At 63.2% G+C, this 26008-nt stretch carries 26 protein-coding genes; 14 read left to right on the top strand and 12 right to left on the bottom strand.

The genetic code is table 11. The features are described from left to right. Window positions 1-13: 13 nt before the first annotated feature. From IAG25_RS06255 to IAG25_RS06240, 4 genes are all read right to left on the bottom strand, one after another. Window positions 14-844, bottom strand: a complete 831-nt coding sequence (locus IAG25_RS06255) for a phosphogluconate dehydrogenase C-terminal domain-containing protein (RefSeq protein WP_187604071.1) — start codon at window positions 842-844, stop codon at window positions 14-16. 28 nt (window positions 845-872) lie between these two features. After that, the gene (locus tag IAG25_RS06250; protein ID WP_187604070.1) at window positions 873-2219 is read right to left on the bottom strand and encodes an MFS transporter; all 1347 of its coding nucleotides are present in this window, start codon (window positions 2217-2219) and stop codon (window positions 873-875) included. A gap of 208 nt (window positions 2220-2427) precedes the next feature. After that, the gene (locus IAG25_RS06245; protein ID WP_187604493.1) at window positions 2428-3705 is read right to left on the bottom strand and encodes an MFS transporter; all 1278 of its coding nucleotides are present in this window, start codon (window positions 3703-3705) and stop codon (window positions 2428-2430) included. 25 nt (window positions 3706-3730) lie between these two features. Continuing rightward, window positions 3731-5149 carry a M20 family metallopeptidase gene (locus IAG25_RS06240; RefSeq protein WP_187604069.1) on the bottom strand — a complete coding sequence of 473 codons (1419 nt, stop codon included), beginning with the start codon at window positions 5147-5149 and terminating at the stop codon, window positions 3731-3733. 116 nt (window positions 5150-5265) lie between these two features. Here IAG25_RS06240 and IAG25_RS06235 point away from each other — a divergent pair, with 116 nt between their 5' ends. Next, a complete protein-coding gene (locus tag IAG25_RS06235; protein WP_187604492.1) occupies window positions 5266-6201 on the top strand; it encodes a LysR family transcriptional regulator in 936 nt (311 codons plus the stop codon). 4 nt (window positions 6202-6205) lie between these two features. On the opposite strand, the gene IAG25_RS06230 is transcribed toward IAG25_RS06235, so the two are convergent. The 4 genes from IAG25_RS06230 to IAG25_RS06215 are packed head-to-tail and all read right to left on the bottom strand — an operon-like array spanning window position 6206 to window position 9515. Further along, window positions 6206-6586, bottom strand: a complete 381-nt coding sequence (locus IAG25_RS06230; RefSeq protein WP_187604068.1) for a VOC family protein — start codon at window positions 6584-6586, stop codon at window positions 6206-6208. A 58-nt stretch (window positions 6587-6644) separates the two neighbouring features. After that, entirely contained in the window at window positions 6645-7913 is a 1269-nt protein-coding gene (locus tag IAG25_RS06225; RefSeq protein ID WP_187604067.1) for a DUF3734 domain-containing protein, read from the bottom strand. Between the two features lie 9 nt (window positions 7914-7922). Continuing rightward, window positions 7923-8705 (bottom strand): 3-hydroxybutyrate dehydrogenase, encoded by a 783-nt coding sequence (locus IAG25_RS06220; protein WP_187604066.1) that lies wholly within the window; start codon window positions 8703-8705, stop codon window positions 7923-7925. 30 nt (window positions 8706-8735) lie between these two features. Beyond that, window positions 8736-9515: an acetoacetate decarboxylase gene (locus IAG25_RS06215; RefSeq protein WP_187604065.1), complete on the bottom strand. Its 780-nt coding sequence runs from the start codon at window positions 9513-9515 to the stop codon at window positions 8736-8738. A 366-nt stretch (window positions 9516-9881) separates the two neighbouring features. Here IAG25_RS06215 and IAG25_RS06210 point away from each other — a divergent pair, with 366 nt between their 5' ends. Then, window positions 9882-10061, top strand: a complete 180-nt coding sequence (locus IAG25_RS06210; protein WP_187604531.1) for a hypothetical protein — start codon at window positions 9882-9884, stop codon at window positions 10059-10061. 90 nt (window positions 10062-10151) lie between these two features. Here the strand turns inward: IAG25_RS06210 and IAG25_RS06205 are convergent, their stop codons facing one another. From IAG25_RS06205 to IAG25_RS06195, 3 genes are all read right to left on the bottom strand, one after another. Next, the gene (locus IAG25_RS06205; RefSeq protein WP_255503552.1) at window positions 10152-10709 is read right to left on the bottom strand and encodes a M48 family metalloprotease; all 558 of its coding nucleotides are present in this window, start codon (window positions 10707-10709) and stop codon (window positions 10152-10154) included. Window positions 10710-10711: 2 nt separating this feature from the next. After that, window positions 10712-11572 carry an oxidoreductase gene (locus IAG25_RS06200; RefSeq protein WP_187604064.1) on the bottom strand — a complete coding sequence of 287 codons (861 nt, stop codon included), beginning with the start codon at window positions 11570-11572 and terminating at the stop codon, window positions 10712-10714. A 90-nt stretch (window positions 11573-11662) separates the two neighbouring features. Then, window positions 11663-11914 carry a hypothetical protein gene (locus IAG25_RS06195; RefSeq protein ID WP_187604063.1) on the bottom strand — a complete coding sequence of 84 codons (252 nt, stop codon included), beginning with the start codon at window positions 11912-11914 and terminating at the stop codon, window positions 11663-11665. A gap of 172 nt (window positions 11915-12086) precedes the next feature. Here IAG25_RS06195 and IAG25_RS06190 point away from each other — a divergent pair, with 172 nt between their 5' ends. From IAG25_RS06190 to IAG25_RS06140, 11 genes are all read left to right on the top strand, one after another. Next, a complete protein-coding gene (locus tag IAG25_RS06190) occupies window positions 12087-13346 on the top strand; it encodes an MFS transporter (protein ID WP_187604062.1) in 1260 nt (419 codons plus the stop codon). Between the two features lie 199 nt (window positions 13347-13545). Further along, complete coding sequence (locus IAG25_RS06185; protein ID WP_035505821.1) at window positions 13546-14271, top strand: ABC transporter permease; 726 nt, start codon at window positions 13546-13548, stop codon at window positions 14269-14271. A 3-nt stretch (window positions 14272-14274) separates the two neighbouring features. Beyond that, window positions 14275-15393, top strand: a complete 1119-nt coding sequence (locus IAG25_RS06180) for an ABC transporter ATP-binding protein (protein WP_187604061.1) — start codon at window positions 14275-14277, stop codon at window positions 15391-15393. Further along, entirely contained in the window at window positions 15390-16094 is a 705-nt protein-coding gene (locus IAG25_RS06175; protein ID WP_187604060.1) for an ABC transporter permease, read from the top strand. The genes IAG25_RS06180 and IAG25_RS06175 overlap by 4 nt, the downstream gene beginning before the upstream one ends. Window positions 16095-16129: 35 nt before the next feature. Further along, entirely contained in the window at window positions 16130-17014 is an 885-nt protein-coding gene (locus IAG25_RS06170) for a glycine betaine ABC transporter substrate-binding protein (protein ID WP_035505815.1), read from the top strand. Between the two features lie 33 nt (window positions 17015-17047). Continuing rightward, window positions 17048-17866 (top strand): nitrilase-related carbon-nitrogen hydrolase, encoded by an 819-nt coding sequence (locus tag IAG25_RS06165; protein WP_187604059.1) that lies wholly within the window; start codon window positions 17048-17050, stop codon window positions 17864-17866. Next, complete coding sequence (locus tag IAG25_RS06160) at window positions 17850-19058, top strand: acyl-CoA dehydrogenase family protein (protein ID WP_255503551.1); 1209 nt, start codon at window positions 17850-17852, stop codon at window positions 19056-19058. Before IAG25_RS06165 ends, IAG25_RS06160 begins: the two co-directional genes overlap by 17 nt. A 15-nt stretch (window positions 19059-19073) precedes the next feature. Next, entirely contained in the window at window positions 19074-20648 is a 1575-nt protein-coding gene (locus IAG25_RS06155) for a class I adenylate-forming enzyme family protein (protein ID WP_187604058.1), read from the top strand. Continuing rightward, a complete protein-coding gene (locus IAG25_RS06150) occupies window positions 20645-21445 on the top strand; it encodes a crotonase/enoyl-CoA hydratase family protein (protein ID WP_187604057.1) in 801 nt (266 codons plus the stop codon). Before IAG25_RS06155 ends, IAG25_RS06150 begins: the two co-directional genes overlap by 4 nt. A 3-nt stretch (window positions 21446-21448) precedes the next feature. After that, window positions 21449-22780, top strand: coding sequence for an MmgE/PrpD family protein (locus tag IAG25_RS06145; RefSeq protein ID WP_187604056.1), 1332 nt, complete (start codon window positions 21449-21451; stop codon window positions 22778-22780). Between the two features lie 3 nt (window positions 22781-22783). After that, window positions 22784-23806 carry a GlxA family transcriptional regulator gene (locus IAG25_RS06140; protein ID WP_187604055.1) on the top strand — a complete coding sequence of 341 codons (1023 nt, stop codon included), beginning with the start codon at window positions 22784-22786 and terminating at the stop codon, window positions 23804-23806. 23 nt (window positions 23807-23829) lie between these two features. Here the strand turns inward: IAG25_RS06140 and IAG25_RS06135 are convergent, their stop codons facing one another. After that, window positions 23830-24447 carry a hypothetical protein gene (locus tag IAG25_RS06135; RefSeq protein WP_187604054.1) on the bottom strand — a complete coding sequence of 206 codons (618 nt, stop codon included), beginning with the start codon at window positions 24445-24447 and terminating at the stop codon, window positions 23830-23832. A 390-nt stretch (window positions 24448-24837) separates the two neighbouring features. Here IAG25_RS06135 and IAG25_RS06130 point away from each other — a divergent pair, with 390 nt between their 5' ends. Then, the gene (locus IAG25_RS06130) at window positions 24838-25992 is read left to right on the top strand and encodes a porin (RefSeq protein WP_187604053.1); all 1155 of its coding nucleotides are present in this window, start codon (window positions 24838-24840) and stop codon (window positions 25990-25992) included. Window positions 25993-26008: the final 16 nt, after the last annotated feature.

Raw genomic sequence — 26008 nt, 5'->3', positions numbered from 1 at the left:
TCAGTTCCTCGCTTCAGGTGATGCGCCGAATGCTCTCCGCGATTTCCTCGCGGTCGAACACCTTCTTCCAGTCGTCGCGCATCAGGCGCGGCTTGCCGAACTCGATCGCCTTGTTGCAGGCATCGGAGAACGCGCCGGGAATTTCGTTGAAGATCACCGCGCCGAGGATGTTCATGTGGCCGAGCAGGAAATCGCGCGCCGCCTGTGCGGGCACGCCGCGCGCGATGGTCTCGTCCATCGCCTCGCGCATCACGTAGAGCAGCGTCGCGCAGATGGTTTCCGAGAGACCCGGCTCCAGGATCGCCATCTGATCGACGCTCAGGCGATACGAACGCAGGATCGGCGCGTAGATCGCCTTCGCGACGGCTTCGCCGAGATCGAACGCTTCCTCCGGCCCCTGCATCAGCGCGCTGACGATCGACTGTTTCGCGTGCGCGCCGCCGAAGTGATCGTGCAGCGACTTCTCGTCGAGGTCGTAGTTGAAGATGATCGGATGGCACGGATGCGCGACGAAGTACGTCAGGTCCTTGCGGTCCGGAAGATGGCCGGCGAAAGGCGCGGCGGCATCGAGCGTCATGATCATCGTTCCCGGCGACAGCTTTGGCGCGATGTCGTGCGAGAGCTTGCCGATAAGCGTATCGGGCACGGCGAGAATCACGACTTGCGCGCCGTCGAGCGCGGCATCGGCGGAAACGCATTCGATGCCGAGTTCATCCTTCAGCCGCTTCTGTCCGGCCGCGCCCGGCTCGACATGCGCGACACGATAGTCCGACTTCAGCAGATTGCTGGAGAGGCGCACGCCCATCTTTCCACCTGCTCCGAACAACGCGATCTTTTCCTTCATTTCGATGACTCCAGTGTGAGGTGAGTGTTCAATGTGCGTTCGCCGTGACGGCGTCGGGCGCGCGTTCCTGGCTCGTGCGGCCGATGGCGAACGCGAGCGCGGCCGACATCAGCATCATTGCGCCGACGATCAGCATCGGCAGTTGATACGAACCCGTCGCGTCCTTCGCCATGCCAGTGATGTACGGCGCGACGAAGCCCGCGAGATTGCCGACCGTGTTGATGAGCGCGATGCCCGCAGCCGCCGCCGCACCCGACAGGAAGCGCGCCGGCAGCGCCCAGAAGTTCGGCAGCGCGGAGAAGATCGCGCAGGCCGTCACGGTGATCACGGCGATGGTCGCGGCGGGCGAGCCCATCTGCATCGCGAGCGGCACGCTCAACGCGCCGATCAGCGCCGGCACGCCGATATGCCACGAGCGCACGCCACGCTTCGTTGCGTCACGGCTCCAGAGGAACAGCGCAAAGGCGGCGGGCAGATACGGAATCGCGGTGATCAAGCCTTTCTGGAACACGTTGAAGTGCGTGCCGAAGCGCGCCTCGAAACCGCCGATGATCGTCGGCAGGAAGAAAGCGAGTGCGTAGAGACCGTAGATCAGGCCGAAGTACATCAGCGCGAAGAGCCAGACGCGGCCGCTCATCAGCGCGGCGACGGGGCTGCCGTGGCCCTTGCTCGCCGATGCGCCTTTCGCGCGGTCTTCCTCGTCGAGGCTCGTCGTGAGCCAGTCGCGCTCGGCGGTCGTGAGCCATTTGGCGTCGGCGGGTTTGTCGGCGAGATAGAACCACGCGATCACGCCGACGAGAATCGCCGGAATCGCGACGCCGAAGAACATGATGCGCCAGCCGGCGAGACCGAAGAGGCCGTGCGCTTCGATCAGCAGCGCGGCGAGCGGCGCGCCGATGACGATCGTGAGCGGCTGCGCGAGATAGAAGAGCGCGAGGATGTGGCTGCGATGCTTCGCCGGCACCCACATGCTGAGGAACAGAATCGCGCCGGGAAAGAAGCCCGCTTCGGCGACGCCCAGCAGGAAGCGCAGCGTATAGAGCCCGTTCACGCTGCTGACCCAGGTGAAGAGCAGCGCGACGATGCCCCACGTCACCATGATGCGCGCGAGCCAGCGGCGCGCGCCGAATTTATGCAGCGCGAGATTGCTGGGAATCTCCAGCACGATATAGCCGATGAAGAACACGCCTGCCGCGAAACCGAACTGCGCGGCGGTGAGGCCGAGATCCTTGGTCAAGCCGTTCGGGCCGGCGAACGAGATCGCGGTCCGGTCGAGAAAGTTGATGAAGAACATCAGCGCGACGAACGGCACGAGCCGCCACGACACTTTTCTGATCGCCGATCGCTCGACGGACTGCGTTTCTGCAACGTTCATGTCTCCTCCAGACGTAGCGCACGGGTGTGGTCAACTGGTGTGATGAGTAGACCATCGCGGGAGGGACGCGAGACATAGGTGGAAACGCCGAAACGGGTCGATTTTTTCTCACATCAGGGCGCGATAAATTCACTCCTTCGTCGAGACATTCAACGGTTTTGATTGCGAAAAACTCACATCTTCGGATCGAAAGCCAATCGGCCGGCCCTCACGCCACGGCGCGCAGCGCCCGCATCCCCCCTTTCCCCCGGCTCACCGCCGCCAGCGCCGCGAGACTGATCACCGCCGTGAACATCATGTAGAAACTCGGCGCAGCCTTGCTGCCCGTCGCGCTCAGCAGCCAGATGATGATCGCGGGCGTGAATCCGCCGAACACCGTCACGCCGATGTTGTAGCCGATCGACATGCCCGTCGCGCGCGTCGACACCGGAAAGATCTCCGACATCAGCGCAGGCAGCGCGCCGAAATAGATCGCCTTGAGCAACGCCAGCCACGCGACGAGCGCGAACAACGCAGGCACCGACACGTGCGACACGACATACGCGAACGCCGGATAGCCCGTCACGAAGAGCAGCAGCGCCGCCGTCGACATCTGCTTCACGCGGCCGATCCTGTCCGACAGATGCCCCGCGAACGGCGTGACGACGGTCAGCATCAGGCCCGCGACGGTGCTCGCCGCGAAACCCGTCGAGGCATCGAGGTGCAACTCGCGGATCGCGAACGTCGGCACGTATTGCAACAAGTAGTTCACGGCCGTCGATACCGTCAGCGCGCCGATCGACACGAGCAGCAACGCCTTTTGCTGCGTGAAGACATCGCGGACGGGCGTGGCCGTGTGCTTGGCCTCGGTGTAATCTGTCGCGTCTTCCAGATAGCGTCGCAGGTACAAGCCCGCCGGCCCGATCAGCAAGCCGAAGAAGAACGGAATGCGCCAGCCCCACGCGGCGAGTTCCGCGGCGGGCATCAGCTTGGCGAGCGCGAAGCCGAAGATCGACGCGAGCAAGGTCGCAAGCCCTTGCGTCGCGAACTGCCAGCTCGCGAGCAGGCCGCGCCGCTCGGGTGCGTGCTCGATCAGCATCGCCGTCGAGGCGCCGAACTCGCCGCCCGCCGAGAAGCCCTGAATCAGTCGCGCGATAAACACGCCCGCAGGCGCGATCAGACCGATCGACGCGTAAGGCGGAATCACCGCGATGATCGCCGTGCCGATCATCATCAGCCCGACCGACATCATCAGCGCCGCCTTGCGCCCGCGCCTGTCCGCATACGCGCCGAGCACCATGCCGCCGACGGGCCGAACCAGATAGGACGCGCCGAACGAGCCGAACGTGAGCAGCATCGACGCCGTCTCGTTCGCGGCGGGGAAGAAGTTCTTCGCGATATACACCGCGAAGAACGCATAGATCGCGATATCGAACCATTCGAGCGCATTGCCGACCGAAGTCGCGAGCACGATCTGTGTCAGGCTCAGAGGCTTTTTCTTCATGATGTCCGCGTGGTTGTGAAGTGGCTTGTCAACGGGCGTTGCGCGCGGCGACGATCGCCGCGCCCATCTCGCCGAGATCCCACCAGAGGCCCGCCATCAGCCCGAGCGATTCGCGCATCACGGGCGCGAGCACGTGTTCGTTCGGCGCGTGCTGATTGCACGCGGGATACGAGTGCGGCACCCACAGCGTCGGCAGGCCGAGCGTGGTCGCGAAGACGTCGTTGGGCACGGTGCCGCCGAGGTTCGGCAGCAGCGCGGGCTTCTTGCCGGTCGTCGCGCGCATCGAATCGAGCGCCCAGTGCACCCAGGGATCGTCGAGATCGAGACGCGTCGCGGGCGTGCCGCGCGTCGCGTTCACTTTGACGTCGGTGAAGCCATGCTCCGCGAAGTGGCGTTCGAGATGCGTTTGCAGGTTCTGCCAGTCCGTGCCGACGACGAAGCGCAACTGGCACACCGCTTTCGCGAACGGCGGAATTGCGTTGACGGGGGCATCGGCGTTGCCGGATTTCATCGCGAGCACTTCGAGCGCGTTCCAGCCGATCACGCGTTCGGTCGGCGTAAGGCCCGGCTCGCCCCAGGTCGGATCGATTTCGGGCGAGCTTTCGTCGCGGCCCAGCTCGATATCGGCGAGCGCTTCGCGCACCGCATCGGAAATCGGCGGCGGCCGCAATCCTTCGACGGCGATGCGCCCGTTGCGATCGACGAGACTCGCGATCGCATGCGACAGCACGACGGCCGGATTACGCAGCACGCCGCCCCAGTTGCCCGAGTGATGGCCGCCTTCGCGCAAATCGACCGTCAGCTCGAACGGCACGCCGCCGCGCGAGCCGAGAAAGAGCGTCGGACGTTCCGCCGATACGCGCGGCCCGTCGGAAGCGATGAACACATCCGCCGCGAGCGCGTCCTTGTGCGCGGCGCAGACTTCATCGAGGCCCGGCGAGCCGATCTCCTCGCCGGTCTCGAAGATCACCTTCACGTTGTAGCCGAGCTTGCCCCCGCGCGCCTCAAGGACCGAAGCGAGCGCCGCGAAGTTGACCGAATGCTGGCCTTTGTTGTCGGCGGTGCCGCGGCCGTACCAGCGGTCTTCGTCGACGACGATCTCCCACGGCTTCAGGCCCGCGCGCCATTGCTCGTCGTAGCCGCGCACGACATCGCCGTGGCCGTAGGTCAGCACGGTCGGCAGGTCATCGGATTCATGGCGCTCCGCGATCAGGAACGGCGGCCCACCCGCGACGGGATTCCCGACGACCTGCGCCGTGAAGCCGAGGCGCGCGAGCGTGTCGCTGATTTCGTCGGTCAAATAGGCGTTTAGCGCGGAATTGCGTCCGTTCTGGCTCTCCGTGCGGAACGCGACGCGGCGCTGCAAATCCGCGAAAAACGCGCCCGAATCGAATGTCCTGCAAGCGATGGCGATCGCGTTTTCGCGCATGTTCTGAGGTTCTTTCACGACGTCTCCGGAAAAATGTTCATTGCGATTCCGGCCAGTCTAGGAACATCAAAAATTCGCGACAATTTCAATATTTGCGACTAGCATTGCCAAAAAGGCAACGCTCGGGGAACGCCGTGCTGCATGGCATCGCACTCAAATACTTCGTGGAAGTCGCGCGCGCGGGCTCGCTCGCGGCGGCGTCGGAACAGCTTCACGTCGCGGTGTCGGCAATCAGCCGGCAGATCGCGAAGCTGGAGGAACAGGCGGGCACGCCGCTATTCGAGCGCATGGCGCGCGGCATGATCCTGACCGAAGCGGGCGAATTGCTCGTGCAGCACGCGCGCCGCGCGTTGATGGATGGCGACGCGGTGCTCGCCGAGATATCGGAGATGCATGCGCTCGGGCTCGGGATCGTGCGCATCGGCTGCACGGAGGGTTTCACGCGCTGCTTTCTGCCGAGCGTGATGGCGACGCATTATCGCGAGCATCCGCGCACGCGCTTCGTGATGCGATCAGGTACGCCCGTGCAGGTCGAGCATTGGGTGACGAGCGGAGAAGTCGATGTGGGGCTCGCGTTCTCGACATCGACATCGACGGCGTTGAGCATCGAATACAGCGTGAAGGCGCCGGTCTGCGCGCTGCTGCCGCCGACGCATCCATTGGCGGGCAAAACGAGCATCACGCTCGACGACGTGCTTCAGTATCCCACCGCGGTGCTCGATCGCGGCACCACCGTGCGCCAGTTGATCGACTGGTGCTGCTCGGCGCGCGGCGTGCATCTGGAGCCGGTCCTGACGAGCAACAATTCGAGCGCGATGCATCATTTCGCCGCGCTCACGGGCGCGATCACACTCGGCAGCGCGGTCGCGCTCGAAGGCGATCCCGGCCCGCCGACGCTCGTCGCCACGCCAATCGACGAGCCCTTGCTCAACGAGCGCCTGTTGCAGGTCACGGTGATGCGCGAGCGCCGTCTGCCGCCCGCGGTCGATCAGTTCCTGAAAACGCTGACGAACGCGTTGCGCGACAGTCTGGGCGCATCCGCGGCGCGCGCAAAGAGGAAAAAGCGTTGACCGGTCATTGCGTGGCGACCCACCACGTCGTGCCGGCGGCATCGCGAAAGCCGCCTCTGAAGTCGTCGTCGGTGCGTTTGCGCGTGGGCGCTTGCACGCTTTGCGCGCCGTTCTGCATCGCGCGGTCGTAGACGGCTTGAGCGTCACGCACATAGACGTGGATATGTGGCCCCGGGGCTTGCTGATCCGTCGCGCCGCCGCCGATCATCACGATGCTGTCGTCGATGCGCACTTCGGCGTGCATCAGCGAGCCATCGGGACGGTCGAAGCGGCGGACCAGTTCGGCTTCGAAGACGCTTTGCAGGAAGGTGATGATCGCGTCAGCGTTTTCGCAGATGAGATACGGGCTGATGGAGGGGTAGGTTGCGGGTTTCCAGTCGGTCATGAGATGCCTCGATTCATCGTGACGAGGCTGATCAGGTTAATGGAAACCCGCGCCGGCTTCAAACGCCTTCCACCTCATCCACATCGACCAGCTTCTTTGCCACCGCCTTCGGCATCTCTGCCGTCGCTTGCGGCGCGGGCTCATACCGATGCACGTCATGCGTCACGAAGCCCAGATCATGACTCGGCACCTCGAACCACTCCGGATGCGCGAACGAGCGGCGAATATCTTCCAGCCCGCTCGCCCAGTGCTCGTCCATCGTGTCGTTGCTGAACTCGTAGTCCTTGTAGTGCCCTTCGAAGAACTTGTTCTTGTAGATGAGATGCACGACGTTCACCGCGCCGCCATCCGCGACTTTCTGCGCCTCGCGCAACAGCGGATGCGAGCGCCGCGTCTTCTCGGGAATATGCTCCAGCAGTTCCTTGATGAGCCGCGCATGCTTCTGGTTATGCGAAACGAAATCGGTGATGGCGCGCGTGCGGCTCGAATACTGAATGTCCTTCGTGCGCTCGCTCACGTCGAGAAAATCGCCCGGCAATGTGCCGCGCGCGCTCCACAGATCCACCTGAAACACGAGCGTGTCCTTGTGCTGGCTTTCGCGGATGATCTCCGTCAACGGCGTATTCGATACGAGACCGCCGTCCCAGTAGAACTCGCCATCGATCTCGACAGCGGGAAATCCCGGCGGCAACGCGCCCGACGCCATGAAGTGCTCAGGCGCGAGACGCATCTTCGTATTGTCGAAGTAGACGAGGTTGCCCGTGCGCACATTGACGGCTCCGACCGACACACGCATGACGCCATCGTTGATACGGTCGAAATCCGCGAACTGCAGGAGCGTCGCGCGCAACGCGGACGTGTCGTAGTAGCTCACCTCGTTCGGGCGCTTGCTCTTCGTGCCCGGACCGAGTTCGGGCACATGCAAGCGCGGCGAAAAGAAGCCCCTCTGCCCTTCGGTCAGCGCGCGCGCCGCCGCCCACATGCTCGAAAACTTGCGGCCGATGTTGGCGAAGCCGAACGCCGCGGGCACAAACGCCCCGACATGTCCGATCAGATCGGCGGGCTGGCAGATCGTATTCCAGAATCCGCGCAGCGCAGCCACGCGGTGCTCGGGCGCATTGCCCGCGATGATCGCGGTATTCAGCGCGCCGATGGAAATGCCCGACGTCCATGTCGGATCGACGCCGACTTCCGCGAGCCCTTCGAACACGCCGGCCTGATAGGAGCCCAGCGCGCCGCCGCCTTGCAGCACGAGGCAAACGTCATCGTAATCCGGCAGCGCGACGTGGTTCGCCTGCATGAGTGTGTTGCGTTGACTGCGGCGCATGGATTCTCCTTATTGCATGAACCAGCCGTGGCTCACGACGACCGACTGCCCCGTCAGCGCATTCGATTCGAAGCCCGCGAGGAATGCGACCGTGTTCGCGACATCGGCGACGGTCGTGAATTCTCCATCGACCGTTTCCTTCAGCATCACGTTCTTCACGACTTCTTCTTCCGAAATGCCGAGCGCCTTCGCCTGCTCGGGAATCTGCTTCTCGACGAGCGGCGTGCGCACGAAACCCGGGCACACCACATTGGCGCGCACGCCGCGCGGTCCGCCTTCCTTCGCGACGACGCGCGCGAGTCCCAGCAAGCCATGCTTCGCCGTGACATAGGCCGACTTCAGTTTCGACGCCTCATGCGAGTGCACCGATCCCATGTAGATGATCGAGCCGCCCTTGCCCGACGCGTACATGTGCTTGATCGCAGCCTTCGTCGTGAGGAACGCGCCGTCGAGATGGATCGCGAGCATCTTCTTCCAGTCGGCGTACGCATACTCTTCGATCGGCGCGACGATCTGAATGCCCGCGTTCGACACCAGCACGTCGATGCCGCCCAGCTTCGCCACCGCCTCTTCGATGCCGGCGTTCACCGCGTCTTCGCTCGTCACGTCCATCGATACGGCGATCGCCTTGCCGCCCGCCGCGACGATGCTGTCCGCAACCTTCTGCGCATTCGCGAGATTCAGATCGGCGATGACGACCGCCGCGCCATCGGCCGCGAGCTTGCGCGCCGTCTCTTCGCCGATGCCGCTCGCTGCGCCCGTGACGAGCGCGACTTTTCCTTGCAGTGCCATGTGTTGTTCCCTTGTCGAAGTGATGCGGAGTTATTGATTGACGGCGAGCCTGAGTTCGTCCGGCGGCGCGAGATAGTCGTAGGCGACTTCGCCGATATCGAGCGTGAGATTCGCGATGACATGCCGCGCGCCGACCACCTTGCGCACCGGCAGATCCGCGACGGGCGCGAGTGCATGCGCATGCAGTTCCAGCGCGGCGGGGCCTTCCCACGCGCCGAGAACGCTCACATCGCGCAGAAAGAAGCGGACGAGTTCGCACACGCGCGCGGTGCCATCGACATGCGGCAACACCTTCAGCAGATAGTTCGGCGTATCGGCGAGCTTCTTGCGCTCCGCTTCGAGATCGAGCGGACGATACTTGTAGCCCATCGTGCCCGTCGCTATACGCTGCGAGCCGTAGTCGAGCGTGCCGAGCAGCGTGTCCTTGCCATCGACGGCCAAGCGCGGCGACGCCAGCTTCTTCGGAAAGCCCCAGATCTCGCGGCCGCCCGCGATCGGGCCTTCGTCGTCGAGATACATCGCATGGGTATAGCTGCCCTTCCTGCCATCCGGATCGATGACCGAGATCACCTGGCCGCTTTCGGTGTAGTCGCCGAAGCCGGACGAATCCGGCATGCGAATGAATTCGTAATGCACGAGGCCGTTGTCGACTTCGAGCGGCTCGGGGACCACGGCGCGCAACGCGTCGAGATCGGTCTCGTAAGAGATGATGAAGTACTCGCGATTGAGAAAGCGGAACGGCGGACGCGGGTAAGCGGGATTGTGCACAGGCATGGCGAAGGCATTCCTGCGGATGTCGTCTTCTTTCACTGGATCGTCCCTGAGTTGAGAGCAGGCACGATAGTAGATGCAGTCGATGACATTTGTCGCGGACCATAGGCAGCAGATGCACATCTGTCGAAGCAGTGCAAATCGACAAAAATCCCGTTGCGTCAACGTCTTATGCGCGCGCATCAGTGAATTGCACTTTTTTGTGCAATATACTGTTGCCTCAGCAGCGCCCGGCGCGGAGGAACCGCGCCGCCGCGGCCTGAATCACAAACGCATGAGCATGATCGAGCCGGTTTTCCCCTAGTTGCACCGGAATATCGAGTCTTTATATTTCTTACGGTGCGAAGCGGCGGCCCACGTGTTGCTTTGCCCTTTTTAAGGCCATCTCCTCCAAGCGAGTCTCCGATGAAAAAGTCTTTGAAGAAATCCCTCGTGCTTCTGGTGCTGGCGGCTTTCGCGGCCCCGACGCTGTCGTTCGCGGCGGCGGACTACCCGAACAACAAGCCGCGCCCCGCGTATCACAAGAAAGGCCAGAAGCATCACAAGAAGTCGACTACGACGCCGCCCGCCTCGCAAACGCAATAACGCGGCAATCACGCGACACTGCTCATAAAAATGCACGGGCATCCGGTTACGGACGCCCGTGCATTTCTTTTGGCGCCGCCCGGCGCGAAATCAGGCCGCTTCGAGACGCGCCCGCATGGCGTCGAGACGCGCCGCGTCGATATGGCCGCGCGTCGCCATGACTTCGAGCGCCGCGAGGGCGGACGCCGCGCCACAAAGCGCCGCGGCTTTCGCGTCCGCATCGAGTTCGAAGGCGGCCGAACGTTTGGCGCTACGCATTCGCCAGATTTTCCCGCACGCGAAAAACGCCACCACGAACGCGAATCCGGGGACGCTCACGCGCCAGAAGTCTTCATCGGATGAGGTCGCGAAAACGATGCAGGGTATCGACAGCAGCGCCATCACCGACAGCACCGTCCATGCGAAATCGAGCAGCATCGTTCTGCGTTGCGTCGCGTGCCCGACTTCATGCGCGACGACGATTCGAAGCAACGGCTCCGGCAGCGCCAGCGTGGCGCGATCGACTTCGATGCGATTGAACAGGGCTTCGTAGCAAGGCCCGGCGCAGCCCGTCACGAAGCGCACATGCGGCGGCGTGACGTGCAGCGCGGCGGCATCGGCGGCGACGAGCGAAAGGATGTGTTGCTCCTCCACGCGAAGCCGCTTCATGATCATTGTCCCGGATGATCGGTCCATTCGCTGCGCGTCTGCCACGCATCGATCTCGGCGGTCAGCTTCGCCAGTTTGGCGCGCACGAGTTCCAGCCCGGGGCCGCCGAGCACGAGATGTCCCGGCGGCTCAGGCGACGTGACCGCTTCGATGATGACCTGCGCGGCGCGCGCCGGATCGCCCGGTTGCCTGCCGCTGCGCTCCGCGATGGCCGCGCGCCGGGTGCCCGAGGTCTGCGCGTAATCGTCGATCGGCTTGCGCGTTTGCTTGAGCGACCGGCCCGCCCAGTCCGTGCGGAACGGGCCCGGCTCGACCGCCGTGACCTTGATGCCGAGCCCTTCGGTTTCGCGCGCGAGCGCTTCGCCGAGCCCCTCCAGCGCGAACTTCGTCGCCGCGTAATAGCCGCTGCCCGGATTGCCGACGAGACCGCCCACCGACGTGATGTTGACGACATGCCCCGAACGGCGCTCGCGCATGCGCGGCAGCACGGCCCGGATCATCGCGGCTGCGCCGAAGAAGTTCGCTTCGAACATCGCGCGCACTTCATCGTCTTCGCCCTCCTCGACGGCCGAGAGATAGCCGAAACCCGCGTTGTTCACGAGCACGTCGATATGACCGAACGCGGCGTGGGCATCGTCGATGGCGGACTTGATCTCATCGGCGTTCGTGACGTCCAGACGCACCGCGATTGCGCGGCCTTCGGCGCGTTCGACGATATCGGTGACGCTCGCGGGATCTCGCGCGGCGACGACAGCGCGCCAGCCCTTGTCGATCACGGCGCAGGCGAGTTCGCGGCCGAAGCCGGTCGAGCAGCCGGTGATGAACCAGACGGGCGTGTCGTTGTTGCCGTTGGATGCGGACATGTGGTTCTCCATGGAAAACGCGCGCACCCAATCATTTTGACCGGAATGCGCACGCGTGTGTCGGAGGGTTCGAAAGACGGATACGTGGAGTTATCGTAACGCGGGCATACGGATCGCGCGATGATTCCGCGGCTCGAACAAAACCGCTTGTTCGATGCGCGTCGCGATTTTCTTCCACCCGGCGAGCTCGTCTTCGAGCACCGCGAGCGTCAGAAGAATGCGTTCGCGATCGTGTTTCGTGGGCGCTTCCTGCGCACTCTCGCGCAACGGCACGAGCGCCGCCTCACGCTCCGCGATCTGCTTCGCGATTCTGTCCCTCAGGCATTTCAGTGATTGGTCCATTTCCGTATGACAGGATGATGTCACCGATTCCTGAGCAAACCGCGCGCCTGACCGCGCACGCCGCACAATGCCGCGTGCGTGCAAGCCGATGTCGCTGCCGTGCTACACGCCCGCCCCGCTCCGTCCTTATAGTGAGCCGTCGATCCGGCGCGCATTCATTCGAGGCGAAAGCGTGAGCACAGAAGAACTGGGCAGTATGAGTCCGGCGGGGGAATGCGATCAGCGCATCGACGCCGGGCTTCCTTTTGGCCGCATCGTTTCGTCCATCGCCAGTCTTTTGCTCGGCTTCGCCCTGCTCGTCATGGGCAACGGCCTGCTGGGCACGCTCGTCGCGTTGCGCATGGTGCACGCGAATTTCCCATCCGCGACGATCGGCTTCGTGCAGGCCGCCTATTACACCGGCTTCATGCTCGGCGCGTGGCGCGGCTCGGCGATCATCGCGCGCGTCGGGCATCATCGCGCGTTCGCGGCTTTCGCGGCGCTCGCCGCGTGCAGCGCGCTCGGCTATGCGGTCACGTCCCAAGCGGCCGTCTGGATGGCGCTGCGCTTCATGACGGGCTTCTCGCTCGTCGGCATCTTCGCCGTGATGGAAAGCTGGCTCAACGGCGTTGCGCCCAATCCCTTTCGCGGACGCGTGTTCTCCGTCTATTCCATCACCACGTATCTGTGTGTCGGCGCGGGGCAGTTTCTGATCGGCGTGGCGAATTCGAACGGCTTCGAACTGTTCAGTCTCGTGGCCGCGCTGTTCGCGTTGTCGCTCGTACCGGCGAGTCTCGCGCGCGTGTCCGTCGCCGATATCGATGAACGCCCCGAGCCGGCCGGTCCGCTCGAAGCGCCGCCAAAGACAAAGCTCAAGGCATTGCCGACGCTCTGGCGCGATGCCCCTCTCGCGTTATGGGGATGCTTCGCATCGGGCCTGCTCAACAGCACGTTCTATGCGCTCTATCCGGTCTACATGCGGGGCGCGGGATACGCCGTTGAAGAAGTATCGAGCTTCATGGGCGTCGCGCTGATCGCGGCGCTGCTGCCGCAATGGCCGCTTGCGTATCTGTCGGACAGGTTCGACCGCAAGCGCGTGATCTGCGCGATTGCTTCGGCGCTGACGCTCGCGAGCGCGACGCTTTTCGTCTTTCATGGCGCGGCCTTCGTTCAGCCCGTTGCGTATCTCTACGTGAGTCTCATCTTCACGATCTATGGCGTATCGGTCGCGCATGCGAACGACTGGATCGCGCCGCGTCAGCGCGTAGCCGTCAGCGCCGGACTGTTGCTGACCTTCGCGCTGGGCGGAAGCATCGGCCCGATTGCGGCTTCGTTCGTGATGAGTCGCGTCGGCCCCGCGGGCATCTATCTGTTCGCGCTGTTCGTCACCGCTTCGCTTGCGGCGCTCGCATGGCGGAGTATCGGTGCTCGCCGCAATGCAGCATCGCAATGACCAGACCGTACAGCCGACGTAGTTTCGTATGCAACTGATTTAAAAAGAAAAAAAGAGGTCACGCGCCCGCCATGGCGTTTTCGTGACAAACAATGTCGGGTCGATGGTAGCCCTATGTCCCCACTCCGCTCTATCGTTTAGGCCATAGCAGGACCCAAACATAGACACGGCTCTTCAACGAAGGAGCTCAGGAGACATAGTGGAAACCCTTGCCTTCATCTGGGACAACCTGGCGAGCATCGCCAGGATGACCGGCGAGCACATCGAGATCGTCGGCGTGGGCGTCGGGCTCGCGATCCTGACCGGCGTGCCGCTCGGCATCGCGATCACGATCAACGAACGCCTCGCGAAGATCGTGCTGTATGTCGCGGCGATCATCATGACGATTCCCTCGGTCGCGCTGTTTGGCCTGATGATTCCCGTCCTCTCCGTGATTGGCCAGGGCATCGGCTTTCTGCCGACGGTCATCGCGCTTTTCCTCTATTCGCAGTTGCCGATCGTACGCAACACCTATACCGCGATCACCAACATCGATCCGGCCTTGCGCGAAGCAGCACGCGGCATGGGCATGACCACCGGCGAGCGTCTGCGCAAGGTCGAGATTCCCATTGCGCTGCCGATCATCATGGCCGGCGTGCGCATGGCGGTGGTGATCAACGTCGGCATCGCGGCGATCGCGGCGTATATCGGCGCGGGCGGTCTCGGCAAGCTCATCAGCCGCGGCATTTCGCAGTCGGACCCGCGCCAGTTGATCGCGGGCGCGATTCTCGTGAGCGTGCTCGCCATCGCCGCCGATATCGGTCTCTCGTGGGTGCAGCGCTGGCTCACGCCGAAGGGACTTCGCGCTCCTTCGCGCGCAGCCAGCCTCGCGCTGCGCCTCACCGCCATGACGGGCTTTCGCAAACAAACCGGACACGCGCAATAAATCATGATCAAGCTCTCCAACCTTACCAAGCGATACGACGGCGCGGCGAGCCCGGTCGTCGACGGCATCAACATGGAAGTGGGCGCGGGCGAAATCTGCGTGCTGCTCGGGCCGTCGGGATGCGGCAAGACTACGACGCTCAAGATGATCAACCGTCTCGTGCGTCCCACGTCGGGCAAGATCTATCTCGAAGGGCGCGATACGGACGAGTTCGAAGTCGTCGAACTGCGCCGCCGCATCGGTTATGTGATTCAGCAGATCGGCCTCTTTCCGAACATGACGGTCGAGGAAAACATCAGCGTCGTGCCGACGCTGCTCGGCTGGGACAAGGCGAAGACGCGCCGCCGCGCGGCGGAACTGCTCGAGATCGTCGCGCTCGATCCCGCAACCTATCTCACGCGCTATCCGAAGGATCTGTCGGGCGGCCAGGCGCAACGTGTCGGCGTGGCGCGCGCGCTCGCCACCGATCCGCCCGTCATGCTGATGGACGAACCGTTCGGCGCGATCGATCCGATCAATCGCGAACTGATTCAGGACGAATTCCTGCGCATTCAGAAGCAGGTGAAGAAGACGATCATGTTCGTGAGCCACGACATCGACGAAGCCGTGAAGATGGCCGACAAGATCGCGATCTTCCGCAACGGTCATCTCGAACAGTTCGATTCGCCGGACAACATTCTCGCGCGTCCCGCCACGCCGTTCATCGCGGGTTTCGTCGGCACGGATCGCGCATTGAAGCGTCTGCGTCTATTGCGCGCCCGCGATGCGCTTTCCGCATGCGATTGCATCGTGCGCGTCGGCGAAGACAGTGCGCGCGCCAGAGCGATGATGGAGAAGCACGGCGTCGACCGGATCGTGCTCGTCGATGCCGCCGACAAGCCGCACGGCTGTCTCACGATCGACCGCTTGCTGAATGTCGAAGGCCCGGTCACCGCGGCGCATGCGCTTCCCGTTCAGGCCACCGCGAGCCAGAAGGACGATCTGCGCACCGTCGTATCGACGATGCTCGCGAACGGCGCTTCATGGCTGCCCACCGTCGATGACGACGGCCGCTTCGTCGGCTATGTGAGCCAGGAGCGCATCGTCGACATGTTGAAGCTGCCCGCCGGAGAACACGCATGAAACGCGTATTGTCAGCCGCGCTCCTTGCTGCGCTGAGCACGCAGGCGCACGCCGATAGCTGGTGGGCGAGCATCGATCAGTATCGCAGCGACATCGTGTATCAAGGGCTGCACATGATGATGATGGTCGCCGTGGCGGGCGTGCTCGCGATCATCGTCGCGATTCCGGCGGGCGTCTATCTGAGCCGTCCGTCGCAGAAACGCGGCGCGGCCGTCGTGATGCAGTCGCTCAACGCGGGACAGGCCGTGCCGAAGCTCGCCCTGCTCGCACTCGCAATGAGCGTGATGGGCATCGGCGCGGTGCCCGCGATCTTCGGCTTGTGGGTCGCTACGCTGCTGCCCATTGCGCTGAACACATACGAAGGCCTGCGCGCGGTGCCGCCCACGTTGATCGAAGCCGCGACCGGCATGGGCATGACGCCCTGGCAGATTCTCTGGCGCGTCGAGCTTCCCAACGCGCTCTATGTGATCTTCGCGGGCATTCGCACGGCATTGGCGATCACGGTCGGCACGGCTCCGCTCGCGTTTCTGATCGGCGGCGGCGGCCTCGGCGAACTGATCTTCACCGGTATCGACCTGAACGACTTCGGCATGCTGCTCGCGGGCGCCGTCCCGACCGCGCTGCTTGCGATTTTCACCGACGCGTTCATCGGCCAGATGCAACGACTGATGGTATCGCGCGGCGTGAATCCGCAAACCTGACTCATCAACCCGCATTCGCAACAATGAGAGAGACCATGAAAAAGTTATTCTCCGTATCGTTCGGCATCCTTATTTCGATGTTTGCAAGCTTCACAGCGAGCGCCGCATCGGTGGTGGTCGGCGGCAAGAACTTCACCGAGCAGCAGTTGATGGCCGAGATGACCTCGCGCTATCTCGAAGCGAAGGGCTTCACCGTGACGAAGAAGGACGGCATGGGCAGCGCCGTGCTGCGTCAGGCGCAGGAGAACGGTCAGGTCGATGTGTACTGGGAATACACGGGCACGTCGCTCATCACCTACAACAAGGTCAATGACCGCCTCTCGCCCGACGACACCTACAAGAAGGTCAAGGAACTGGATGCGGCGAAGGGCCTCGTGTGGCTGAACCCGTCGAAGGCGAACAACACCTATGCGTTCGCGATGAATCAGGACGAAGCGAAGAAGCTCGGCATCGTCACGATGAGCGATCTCGCGAAGGCGATCAAGGGCGGCAAGGAACTCACGTTCGCGTGCAACTCCGAGTTCTATGCGCGTCCTGACGGTCTGCGTCCGCTGCAAAAGCAATATGGCTTCGAGTTCAGCCAGGGCGATGTCAAGCGCATGGATACGGGCCTCACGTATCAGGCGCTCAAGGATCATCAGGTGGATGTCGCGCTCGTCTTCGCCACCGATGGCCGCGTGCCCGCGTTCAACTTCGTCTTGCTGAAGGACGACAAGGGCTACTTCCCGTCCTATGCGCTCACGCCGGTGGTCCGCAAGGCGACGCTCGATGCGAACCCCACGCTCGGGCCGCTGCTCAACGCGCTGTCGGCGAAACTGGATGCGCCCACGATGGCCCGCCTGAACGCGAGCGTCGACGTACAGAAGAAGTCCTTCTCCGATGTCGCGAATCAGTTCCTCAAAGAGTCCGGGCTGATCTGAAATCTGGCCGCGCAAATGCAAAGGATCGACCTCATGACCACGATCAAAGTGGCCGCTGCGCAAACCGATACGGCATACGGCGACGTGCACGCGAACCTCGCTCGTCATCTCGATCATATCGGCGATGCGAAGAAGCGCAGCGTGCGTCTGCTCGTCTTCCCCGAGCTTTCGCTGCACGGCCATAGCGGCGGCAAGGATGCGCTGCGTCTCGCGATGACGCGCGACGATCCCGCGATCCGGCAACTCGCCGAAGCGAGCGCTGGCATGCATGTGGTCTTCGGCTTCATCGAGGAGGCGCCGGGCGGGCAGTTCTACAACAGCCAGGCGACGGTCGCGAACGGCAAGCTGATTCACGTACATCGAAAGACGATGCTGGCGACCTACGGCAAGCTGCGCGACGGCCTTTACTTCGCCGCCGGTCCGAAGCCGGAGAGCTATTCGATCGATGACGCATGGCGCGTCGCGACGCCCATCTGCAACGATCTGTGGAATCCGGCGGTGGTGCACGGACTCATGTGCGACGGCGTCACGCTGCTCGCAGCACCGATCAGCTCCGCGCGCGAGGCCGTGGGCGAAGGCTTCGACAATCCATCGGGATGGGACCTCAATCTGCGCTTCTACGCGCTCACGTACGGCGTGCCGATCGTCATGGCGAATCGCGTCGGCACGGAGGGCATGATGACCTTCTGGGGCGGCTCGCGCATCCTCGATCCTTTCGGCAAAACCATCGCGCAGGCAGAAGGCGAAGCGGAATGCCTCGTCGTCGGCGAGATCGATTACGAAGCGATCCGCCGCGCCCGCTTTCTTCTGCCGACCGTGCGCGACGCACGCGTCTATGCGCAGCGAATCTGAACGAACCTACACCACGATCATGCGCGATTTTCTTTTAGACGATGCGGACCGGGCCTTTCGCGCCGAAGTCCGCGACTTCCTGCAACGCGAGCTTGCACCGCGCGCAGCAGATATCGAAGACCGTCAGAGCTGGGATGCGGTCAGGCATGTAGTCCGCGCACTCGGGGCGGCGGGCTATCTCAAGCTGATGTTCCCCGATCTGTACAAAGGCAAGCTCGAACACCCCGGCCTCACGCACGCGACGATCCTTTCCGAAGAAGCGTCGTACATCAACTACGCGTTCGAGACGACCATCGCGACTGCCCTGTCATGCGCGTATCCGCTGCATCGTCATGCGAGCGAGCGCCTGCGCGATACCTATCTCACGCCGATACTCGAAGGCACGGCCATCGGCGCAATCTGTGTGACCGAACCGAACGTCGGCAGCGATTCGGCGGGCATGGAGACGCGCATCGACTTCGATGAAACGCGCGACGAATGGGTCATCAACGGTTTCAAGCGCTATATCTCGAATGCATCCGTCGCGGACGTCTATATCGTCTATGGACTGACCGGCGACGGCATGACGGCGGTTGCGGTGCCGAAGAGTGCGAAGGGCATCAGTTTCCCTCGCAACTATACGTTCATGGGGCGTCGCGGCTGCATCGTCGGCGAGGTGAGGTTCGAGAATTGCCGCGTGCCTGCCGATCATCTGCTCGGCGACAAAGGCGGCGGCTTTCGCATCATGCGCGGCATGTTCAACTTCGAGCGTGCGATCCTCGGCGGCTCGGGTCTCGGCGTCGCGCGCAGCGCATTCGATATCGCGACGGCGCACGCGCAGACGCGCAAATCCTTCGGTCAGGCGCTCGGCTGCAAGCAACTCATCTGGGACAAGATCGCGCAGATGAGCTGGCGCATCGACGCATCGGAGCTCATCACCTATCGCGCGACCAAGATGTACGACGCGGGCGCCGACGGCAAGGCGCTGATGAAGGAAGCCGCGATGGCCAAGCTCGTCGCGACCGAAACCGCGAACTATTGCGCCGACGAGACCGTGCAGATTCTCGGCGGCGACGGCCTCACGAAGGAATACGGTCGCGCCGAGCAGCTCTATCGCGATGCGCGGGCGCTCACCATCGTCGGCGGCACGTCAGAAGTCGCCAAGTATCTGATCGCGGGTCGCGATCTTCCCGACATCCGGATCACTCTCTAGAGAGCAACACGCATCATGCTCACGATCACGTCGCTTTTCGAAAACACGGTCGCCAAATATCCGGACCGTCCCGCGCTGACCTGCGGCGCCGTTTCACTCACGTATGCGCAATGGAATGCGCGCGTGCGCCGTCTCGCACAGGCGCTCTTCGATCTGGGCGTGCGCCAGATGGACCGCGTCGCGATTCTGCAAAAGACCTCCGACGCGACGCCCACTGCGTACATGGCGTGCCAGTTGCTCGGCGCGATCGCGGTGCCGATGAACTTCCGTCTCTCCGCCAACGAAGCCGCGTTCATTCTGCGCGACGCGGGCGCGCGGGCTTTGATTTACGACGACTCGATGTTGCCGGTGGTCGCGAAGATCGAGCAGTCGCTGCCGGATCTGCGCACCTATGTGTGCGTGAACAATGGCTCCGACATGCCCGCGCACCATCACGCGTTCGAAGCGTTGATCGCGCGCGTAGAGCAATTCGATGCGCCGCTGCCGCGCCTCAAGCCTGACGATATCTCGGCGCTCGTCTACACGTCCGGCACCACGGGGCGTCCGAAGGGCGCGATCCACACGCACGGCAACGATGTTTCCATCGCGACGAACTGCGTGATGGAGTACAGCCTCACGAGCACGGATGCGGCCTTGCATATCGCGCCGCTCTATCACGTCGGCGGCATGCAGGCGTATTTCGTGCCGCATCTGATGGTCGGCGCGCATAACGTGATCCTGCCGCGTTACGAGCCGCACGCGACGCTGCAAGCCATCGCGCATTACGGCATCACGACGCTCTTCGCCGTGCCGACGCAGATACAGGACATGCTGTTTCATCCGGACTTCGCATCCATCGATACGCACAGCCTGCGCATGATCACGACCGGCGGCGCGGCGATTCCCGCGAAAACGATGCGGCGCGTGATCGACGAGTTCTGCCCGAGCATCTTCAACGGCTATGGCATGACCGAAGCAAGCCTCACGCTGCTGCTGCATCCGCGCGATGCGCTCACGTATCTCGGCTCGTGCGGCAAGCCCACGCTCATCAGCACCTGTCGCGTGATCCGCAATGATCCGGAGCGCGTCGTGACGCCGAGCGAAACCGTCGAGGCGGGCGAAGTCGGCCAGTTGATCGTCAAGGGACCGCAGCTTGCATCGGGCTACTGGAATAACCCTGTCGAGACCGACAAGAAATTCAAGTCGGGCTGGCTTTATACGGGCGATCTTTTCAGCATCGACGAAGCAGGTTACTTCCACTTTCAGGGCCGCGCCGACGACATGATCGTGTCGGGTGGCGAGAACATCTATCCGCGCGAGATCGAGGAAGTGCTGTATCACTGCCCCGGCGTGCAGGAAGCCGCGGTGATCGGCGTGCCCGACGAAAAGTGGGGGCAAGCGGTGACCGCCTTTATCGTGCGCAGCGTATCGACGCTGACCGAAGACGATGTCGTCGCGTTCTGCAAAACCGGCGACGATCTCGCGCCCTACAAGCGTCCCAAGAAGGTCTTCTTCGTCGATAAGCTGCCGCTGAATCCGAGCGGCAAGGTGCTGCGTCACGAACTCGCCGGACCCGTTTATCAAAGCATGCTTTCAGGAGCCTCGCAATGAGCGAACCCGTACTGTACGAACAGGACGGCCACGTCGTCACGATGACGCTGAACCGCCCCGAAACGCGCAACGCCATTACCGAAAAAGAAGTCGTCGATGCGATCATCGCGTGTCTGGAGCGCGCGCAAGGCGACATGTCCGTGCGCGCGATCGTGCTGACGGGTTCGGGTCCGGCGTTCTCGTCGGGCGGCAACATCAAGCATATGCGCGATGAAGTCGGCACGTTTTCGGGAACGTCGGCGCATATTCGTGAGAACTATCGGCGCGGCATTCAGCGCATCCCGCGTGCGTTTCATGAACTCGACGTGCCGTGCATCGCCGCCGTCAACGGTCCCGCGCATGGCGCCGGCTGCGATCTCGCGCTGATGTGCGATATCCGTCTCGCGGGCGAAAGCGCGTTGTTCGCCGAGAGCTTCGCGAAGGTCGGCATCATTCCCGGCGATGGCGGCGCGTGGCTGTTGCCGCGTGCGGTCGGACTGTCGCGCGCCAATGAAATGATCTTTACCGGCAAGGCGATTGACGCGAAATGCGCCGAGGCATGGGGACTCGTGTCGCGCGTCGTGCCCGATGCGGAACTGATGGAAACGGCGCTCACGCTCGCACGCGAGATCGCGAGCAATGCGCCCGATATCCTGCGCATGTCGAAGCGCCTCGTGCGCGAAGGTCAACGCATGGACCTGCCGAGCCTGCTGGAAATGTCGGCGGCGTTTCAGGGCATCGCGCATCGCACGGCGGATCATCGCGAGGCGATCGCCGCCACGTTCGAGCGCCGCGCGCCCTCCTATACCGGAGACTGATGGATGGGCACATCCGCCATCGCGTTCATTCATGAACTGACGTTCGATGTCTTGCCTGAGCGCGTCATCGAACAGGCCAAACTATGCGTGCTCGATTTGCTCGGCGTCGCGCTTGCCGGACGAAAGACCGAGTTGTCGCGTATCGCGAGCGATCACGCCTTCGAGTTCTTCGCGCCCGGCGCGCTGCGCTCGCGCATGTTGTTCGATGGCCGCGCCGCCAGCCCGATCGGCGCGGGTCTCGCAGGCGCGATGACCATCGATAGCTGCGACGGCCACGACGGCCACGCGCAGACCAAAGGCCATGTCGGCGTGACCGTGCTGCCCGCGCTGCTCGCGCTCGCCGACATGCGGCCCGGCATGAGCGGCCGCGAGTTTCTTGCATGCGTCGTGCTCGGCTATGAGCTCGGCACGCGCGCGGGCATTGCGCTGCACGCGAGCGCCTGCGATTATCATACGTCGGGCGCATGGAATGCCCTGGCTGCGGCGGCGCTCGCCGCGCGCGTGCTGCCGCTCGACATGCCGCAAACGCGCGAGGCGCTCGGCATCGCGGAGTATCACGGGCCGCGCAGTCAGATGATGCGCTGCATCGATCACCCGACGATGGTGAAGGACGGTTCCGGCTGGGGCTGCATGGCGGGTCTCTCCGCCGCGTTTCTCGCGCAGCGCGGCTTTACCGGCGCGCCGGCGATCACCATCGAGCAGGACGAAACCCGCGGTATATGGAGCGATCTGGGCGAACGCTGGCGCATCATGGAGCAATATTTCAAACCGCAACCCGTCTGCCGATGGGCGCATCCCGCTATCGATGCGGCGCTCGCGCTCAAGTCGGAACACGGCTTCACGAGCGAGCAGATTCGCGCGGTGAACGTGCGCACGTTCCATCATGCGACGCGCCTCGCGCACGCCGCGCCGGCATCGACTGAAGAGGCGCAGTACAGTCTGCTCTTTCCCGTCGCGGTCGCGTTGAAACATGGCGCAGTGCGCTTCGACGCGCTTCACGGCGATGCCCTTCGCGATCAGCAAGTCCTTCGTCTGAGCCATCTCATTCGCGTCAAGGAAGGCGCGGAGTACACGTCCCGTTTTCCGGGCGAGCGCTTCGCCGAAGTGAGCATCGAACTATTCGATGGCAGGCGTTTCGATTCCGGTGCGACGCAAGCGCTGGGCGATCCCGACTTGCCGCTCGACGCGAACGCGATCCGCGCCAAGTTCCGCGCGTTCGCCGAGCCCGCGTGCGGCGCGAACAGGGCGCGCGAACTGGAACGCACCGTTGACTCGCTGGACTCAGACGATGTGACGCCCCTGCTCGATCTCGTGCTTGAATCGATTCGCGTCTAGCGCATGAACGCGAACGACATCCCGCCGACCACACGCTCGATCAGGGCCGTGCGCGCGCCTGCGTCCATCGTCGATGGAGAGACGAAAACCCAGCGCATGGGCTTCTTTCTCGTGCCGCACTTCTCGATGATGGCGCTCAGCTCCGTCACCGAGCCATTGCGCGCGGCCAATCGCGTGAGCGGCAAGGCGCTCTATAGCTGGCACCTGATCAGCGCGGACGGCGAGCCTGTCTCTTCGAGCTCGGGCTTCGCGCTGCTGCCCGACTTCGCGATCACGTCGTCGCCGGAATTGAGTCATGTGTTCGTCGTCGCGAGTATCGGCGTGTCGAACTATCGCAATGCACAGGTCTTCGATTTTTTGCGGCGCTATGCCGCGAAGGGATCGACGCTCGGCGGCATCAGTCTCGGCACGATGATCCTCGCGCGCGCGGGATTGCTCGACAAGCGCCGTTGCACGATTCACTGGGAAGCACTGAAGGAACTCGCCGACGAATTTCCGACGCTCGACGTGAGCCGCGATCTCTATTGCATCGAAGGCGATCGCATGACATGCAGCGGCGGGACCGCCGCCATCGACATGATGCTCGATCTGATCGCGCGTCAGCATGGGCATCAGCTCGCGGCGGAAGTCGCCGATCAGTTCATTCACACGCGCATGCGCACCGCGCAGGAAAGCCAGAAGATGGCGATTCAATGGCGCTACGGCGTGGAAGATCGCCGCATCGTGCATGCGGTCACGCTGATGGAGCAGAACATCGAGCGTCCCATCCCGATGAAGACGATCGCATCGCTCGCGGGCATCTCGCCGCGCACGTTCGAGCGCATGTGGATCAAGCACTTCAACGTGCGGCCGTCGCAGTTTTATCTGGAGCTTCGGCTCAAGGCCGCGCAAAAGCTGATCCGCGAATCGTCGCTTTCTTTACTCGATGTCGCGATGCAGTGCGGCTTCGCGAGCGCGTCGCATCTCGGGCGCTGCTACAAGCAATGCTTTGCAAAAACGCCTGGACAGGAGCGCGCCGCGAGCTAGACGCGATGAAAGTCATCGCGAGGTTATCCGGCATCGCCCGCGCTGATCGCCGATTGCATGCTCTTCAATAGCTTCGCGAGATAGCGAAGCAAGCCGACCGTATCGCCGAATTCGATAAAACCGGGCTCGACGCCATCGCTGAAGAGCAGCGTGCCGTCAAGCGCGTGATCGACGATCAGGCCGGCATACGCGGCGTGCGGCCTGTATTCGTCGGCGGCGAGGCTGAACGTGTTGCCGTTCGCGACGGCATCGCGCAGACGCATGAGGAATTGCACTTCCGGCGCGCGCGATGCGGAAAGCCGATGAATATCGAAGTATTCGGCGACCGCGAGAATCGCATTCGTGCACGGCACGGTCAGCGCGAAAGCGATGCGCTTCTCGGTAGTGTCAAACGACGGCCACGACGGCGCGTTCTCCGGCGGCGAGCTTTTCATCGGCGTGCCGTCTTCGCTATGCGTATGCGCTTCAGGGTGCGAATGCTTGCGCGCGAGTAACGGCTGCGCTTTCGCGAAATCGGGCGGCGGCGCGCCGCGCTCGATCCAGTCGGACAGCAGGCTCGCATAGGCATGGAGCGTCGTCAGTTGCGCTTCGATGAAAGCGACGCCAATTCTGCAAGCGTCTGGATGGCGGTTTTCCGGCATGGCATCTCCTTTGCGTTTTTTCGTTATATGCAATGACTGCGCCTGATCAAAGTACGCGGCGAGGATCGACAGTTAGTTGCGTTAAGCACGACCGTAATGTGGGAGAAATGCTACAAATAACGCAACGGAAATTTACCAATCCCTGACGACACGCTATATTCCCATCGCTATAACGTGAAGCGGCGTTCTGCGGCTTCATCGCGGTGGGACCTCTTGCCACTTCTCTCGCAAGAAGTGGCTTCAATGACATCACGCACGACTCGACCTTCGCGCGGTTACTCGCGAAGCCGGGATGGCCGCGTTCGCGCCTTTAAAAGCGCTGCGCCGTCCCTCGATCGGGCCGCGTCGAGCGGCATCCGCGTCATGCGGACAACACCTGGGAAAAGAAAAATGAAGAAGCACATCGTAGCGGCTGCGGCACTCGGCATGTTCGGCATCGCGGCGCACGCGCAAAGCAGCGTCACGCTGTACGGGATCATCGACGCCGGTATCACGTACGCGAACAAGGTCGCGGTGCCCGGCGGCCACGACAGCCTCGTGAAGTACGGCGACGGCGTCGCGCAAGGCAGCCGCTGGGGCCTGCGCGGCACGGAAGATCTGGGCGGCGGTCTCAAGGCGATCTTCGTGCTCGAAAGCGGCTTCAACAGCGGCGACGGCACCCTCGGCCAGGGCGGCGCGCTGTTCGGCCGTCAGGCGTATGTCGGTCTCGCGAAGAACGAATACGGCTCGCTCACGTTCGGTCGTCAATACTCGTTCTCCACCGATTATCTCGGCGGCAGCTACACGATGGGCAGCCAGACGCCCGCCGGCAACTACGCGTATCACATCAACGATCTGGACCAGTTGACGTCGAGCCGTATCAACAACGCGGTCAAGTTCAGCAGCGCCAATTTCTACGGCCTCACGTTCGGCGCGATGTACGGCTTCTCGAACTCGACGAACTTCGCGGGCTCGCCCACGACCGGAACCGGCGCGACTGCGGTGCAAGGCTCGTCGAGCGCGTATAGCTTCGGTTTGAACTACGCGCAAGGGCCGCTCGGCATCGGCGCGGCGTACACCAAGCTGCGCTATCCGAACGCCGCGACGCCGGCCTTCAGCGTGAGCATCGCCAACGTGAACACGCTCGGTCTGCACGACCTCGAAACCTATGGCGTCGGCGCGCGTTACTCGATCGCCGCCGCCGTGATCTGGGCAAACTGGACGCACACGATGTTCCATCAGATCACGACCGGATCGTCGACGCTGAACAACTATGAAATCGGCGGCAAGTACACGTTCACGCCGGCATTGAGCGCGGGCGTCGGCTACACGTTCTCGGACCTGAGCGGCAACTTCGACGGCAAGTGGCATCAGATCAACGGCGTGGTGGATTACGCGCTGTCGAAGCGTACCGATGTCTATGTGATCGGCGCATATCAGAAGGCGTCGGGCAGCAACCGCGGCGTGCCGGTGCAGGCGGAGATCGGCTCGTCGTCGTCGTTCATCGGCAATGCGGGCGCGAACACGCAGCTCGTGACGCGCGTCGGTCTGCGTCACAAGTTCTGATCGAAGTCTGATTCGA

Origin of the sequence: Caballeronia sp. EK, assembly GCF_014384845.1 — a bacterium.
Taxonomy (GTDB): Bacteria; Pseudomonadota; Gammaproteobacteria; order Burkholderiales; family Burkholderiaceae; genus Caballeronia; species Caballeronia jiangsuensis.
The sequence above is the reverse complement of the archived record's forward strand: the minus strand, read 5'-3'. Positions and strand labels throughout refer to the sequence as shown.

What these genes read in the sequence shown, in the direction of transcription:
- IAG25_RS06255 (WP_187604071.1), bottom strand. Translation starts at nt 844, where the DNA reads ATGAAGGAAAAGATCGCGTTGTTCGGAGCAGGTGGAAAGATGGGCGTG.
- IAG25_RS06250 (WP_187604070.1), bottom strand. Translation starts at nt 2,219, where the DNA reads ATGAACGTTGCAGAAACGCAGTCCGTCGAGCGATCGGCGATCAGAAAA.
- IAG25_RS06230 (WP_187604068.1), bottom strand. Translation starts at nt 6,586, where the DNA reads ATGACCGACTGGAAACCCGCAACCTACCCCTCCATCAGCCCGTATCTC.
- IAG25_RS06225 (WP_187604067.1), bottom strand. Translation starts at nt 7,913, where the DNA reads ATGCGCCGCAGTCAACGCAACACACTCATGCAGGCGAACCACGTCGCG.
- IAG25_RS06220 (WP_187604066.1), bottom strand. Translation starts at nt 8,705, where the DNA reads ATGGCACTGCAAGGAAAAGTCGCGCTCGTCACGGGCGCAGCGAGCGGC.
- IAG25_RS06210 (WP_187604531.1), top strand. Translation starts at nt 9,882, where the DNA reads ATGAAAAAGTCTTTGAAGAAATCCCTCGTGCTTCTGGTGCTGGCGGCT.
- IAG25_RS06205 (WP_255503552.1), bottom strand. Translation starts at nt 10,709, where the DNA reads ATGAAGCGGCTTCGCGTGGAGGAGCAACACATCCTTTCGCTCGTCGCC.
- IAG25_RS06200 (WP_187604064.1), bottom strand. Translation starts at nt 11,572, where the DNA reads ATGTCCGCATCCAACGGCAACAACGACACGCCCGTCTGGTTCATCACC.
- IAG25_RS06195 (WP_187604063.1), bottom strand. Translation starts at nt 11,914, where the DNA reads ATGGACCAATCACTGAAATGCCTGAGGGACAGAATCGCGAAGCAGATC.
- IAG25_RS06180 (WP_187604061.1), top strand. Translation starts at nt 14,275, where the DNA reads ATGATCAAGCTCTCCAACCTTACCAAGCGATACGACGGCGCGGCGAGC.
- IAG25_RS06175 (WP_187604060.1), top strand. Translation starts at nt 15,390, where the DNA reads ATGAAACGCGTATTGTCAGCCGCGCTCCTTGCTGCGCTGAGCACGCAG.
- IAG25_RS06170 (WP_035505815.1), top strand. Translation starts at nt 16,130, where the DNA reads ATGAAAAAGTTATTCTCCGTATCGTTCGGCATCCTTATTTCGATGTTT.
- IAG25_RS06165 (WP_187604059.1), top strand. Translation starts at nt 17,048, where the DNA reads ATGACCACGATCAAAGTGGCCGCTGCGCAAACCGATACGGCATACGGC.
- IAG25_RS06160 (WP_255503551.1), top strand. Translation starts at nt 17,850, where the DNA reads ATGCGCAGCGAATCTGAACGAACCTACACCACGATCATGCGCGATTTT.
- IAG25_RS06155 (WP_187604058.1), top strand. Translation starts at nt 19,074, where the DNA reads ATGCTCACGATCACGTCGCTTTTCGAAAACACGGTCGCCAAATATCCG.
- IAG25_RS06150 (WP_187604057.1), top strand. Translation starts at nt 20,645, where the DNA reads ATGAGCGAACCCGTACTGTACGAACAGGACGGCCACGTCGTCACGATG.
- IAG25_RS06145 (WP_187604056.1), top strand. Translation starts at nt 21,449, where the DNA reads ATGGGCACATCCGCCATCGCGTTCATTCATGAACTGACGTTCGATGTC.
- IAG25_RS06140 (WP_187604055.1), top strand. Translation starts at nt 22,784, where the DNA reads ATGAACGCGAACGACATCCCGCCGACCACACGCTCGATCAGGGCCGTG.
- IAG25_RS06135 (WP_187604054.1), bottom strand. Translation starts at nt 24,447, where the DNA reads ATGCCGGAAAACCGCCATCCAGACGCTTGCAGAATTGGCGTCGCTTTC.
- IAG25_RS06130 (WP_187604053.1), top strand. Translation starts at nt 24,838, where the DNA reads ATGAAGAAGCACATCGTAGCGGCTGCGGCACTCGGCATGTTCGGCATC.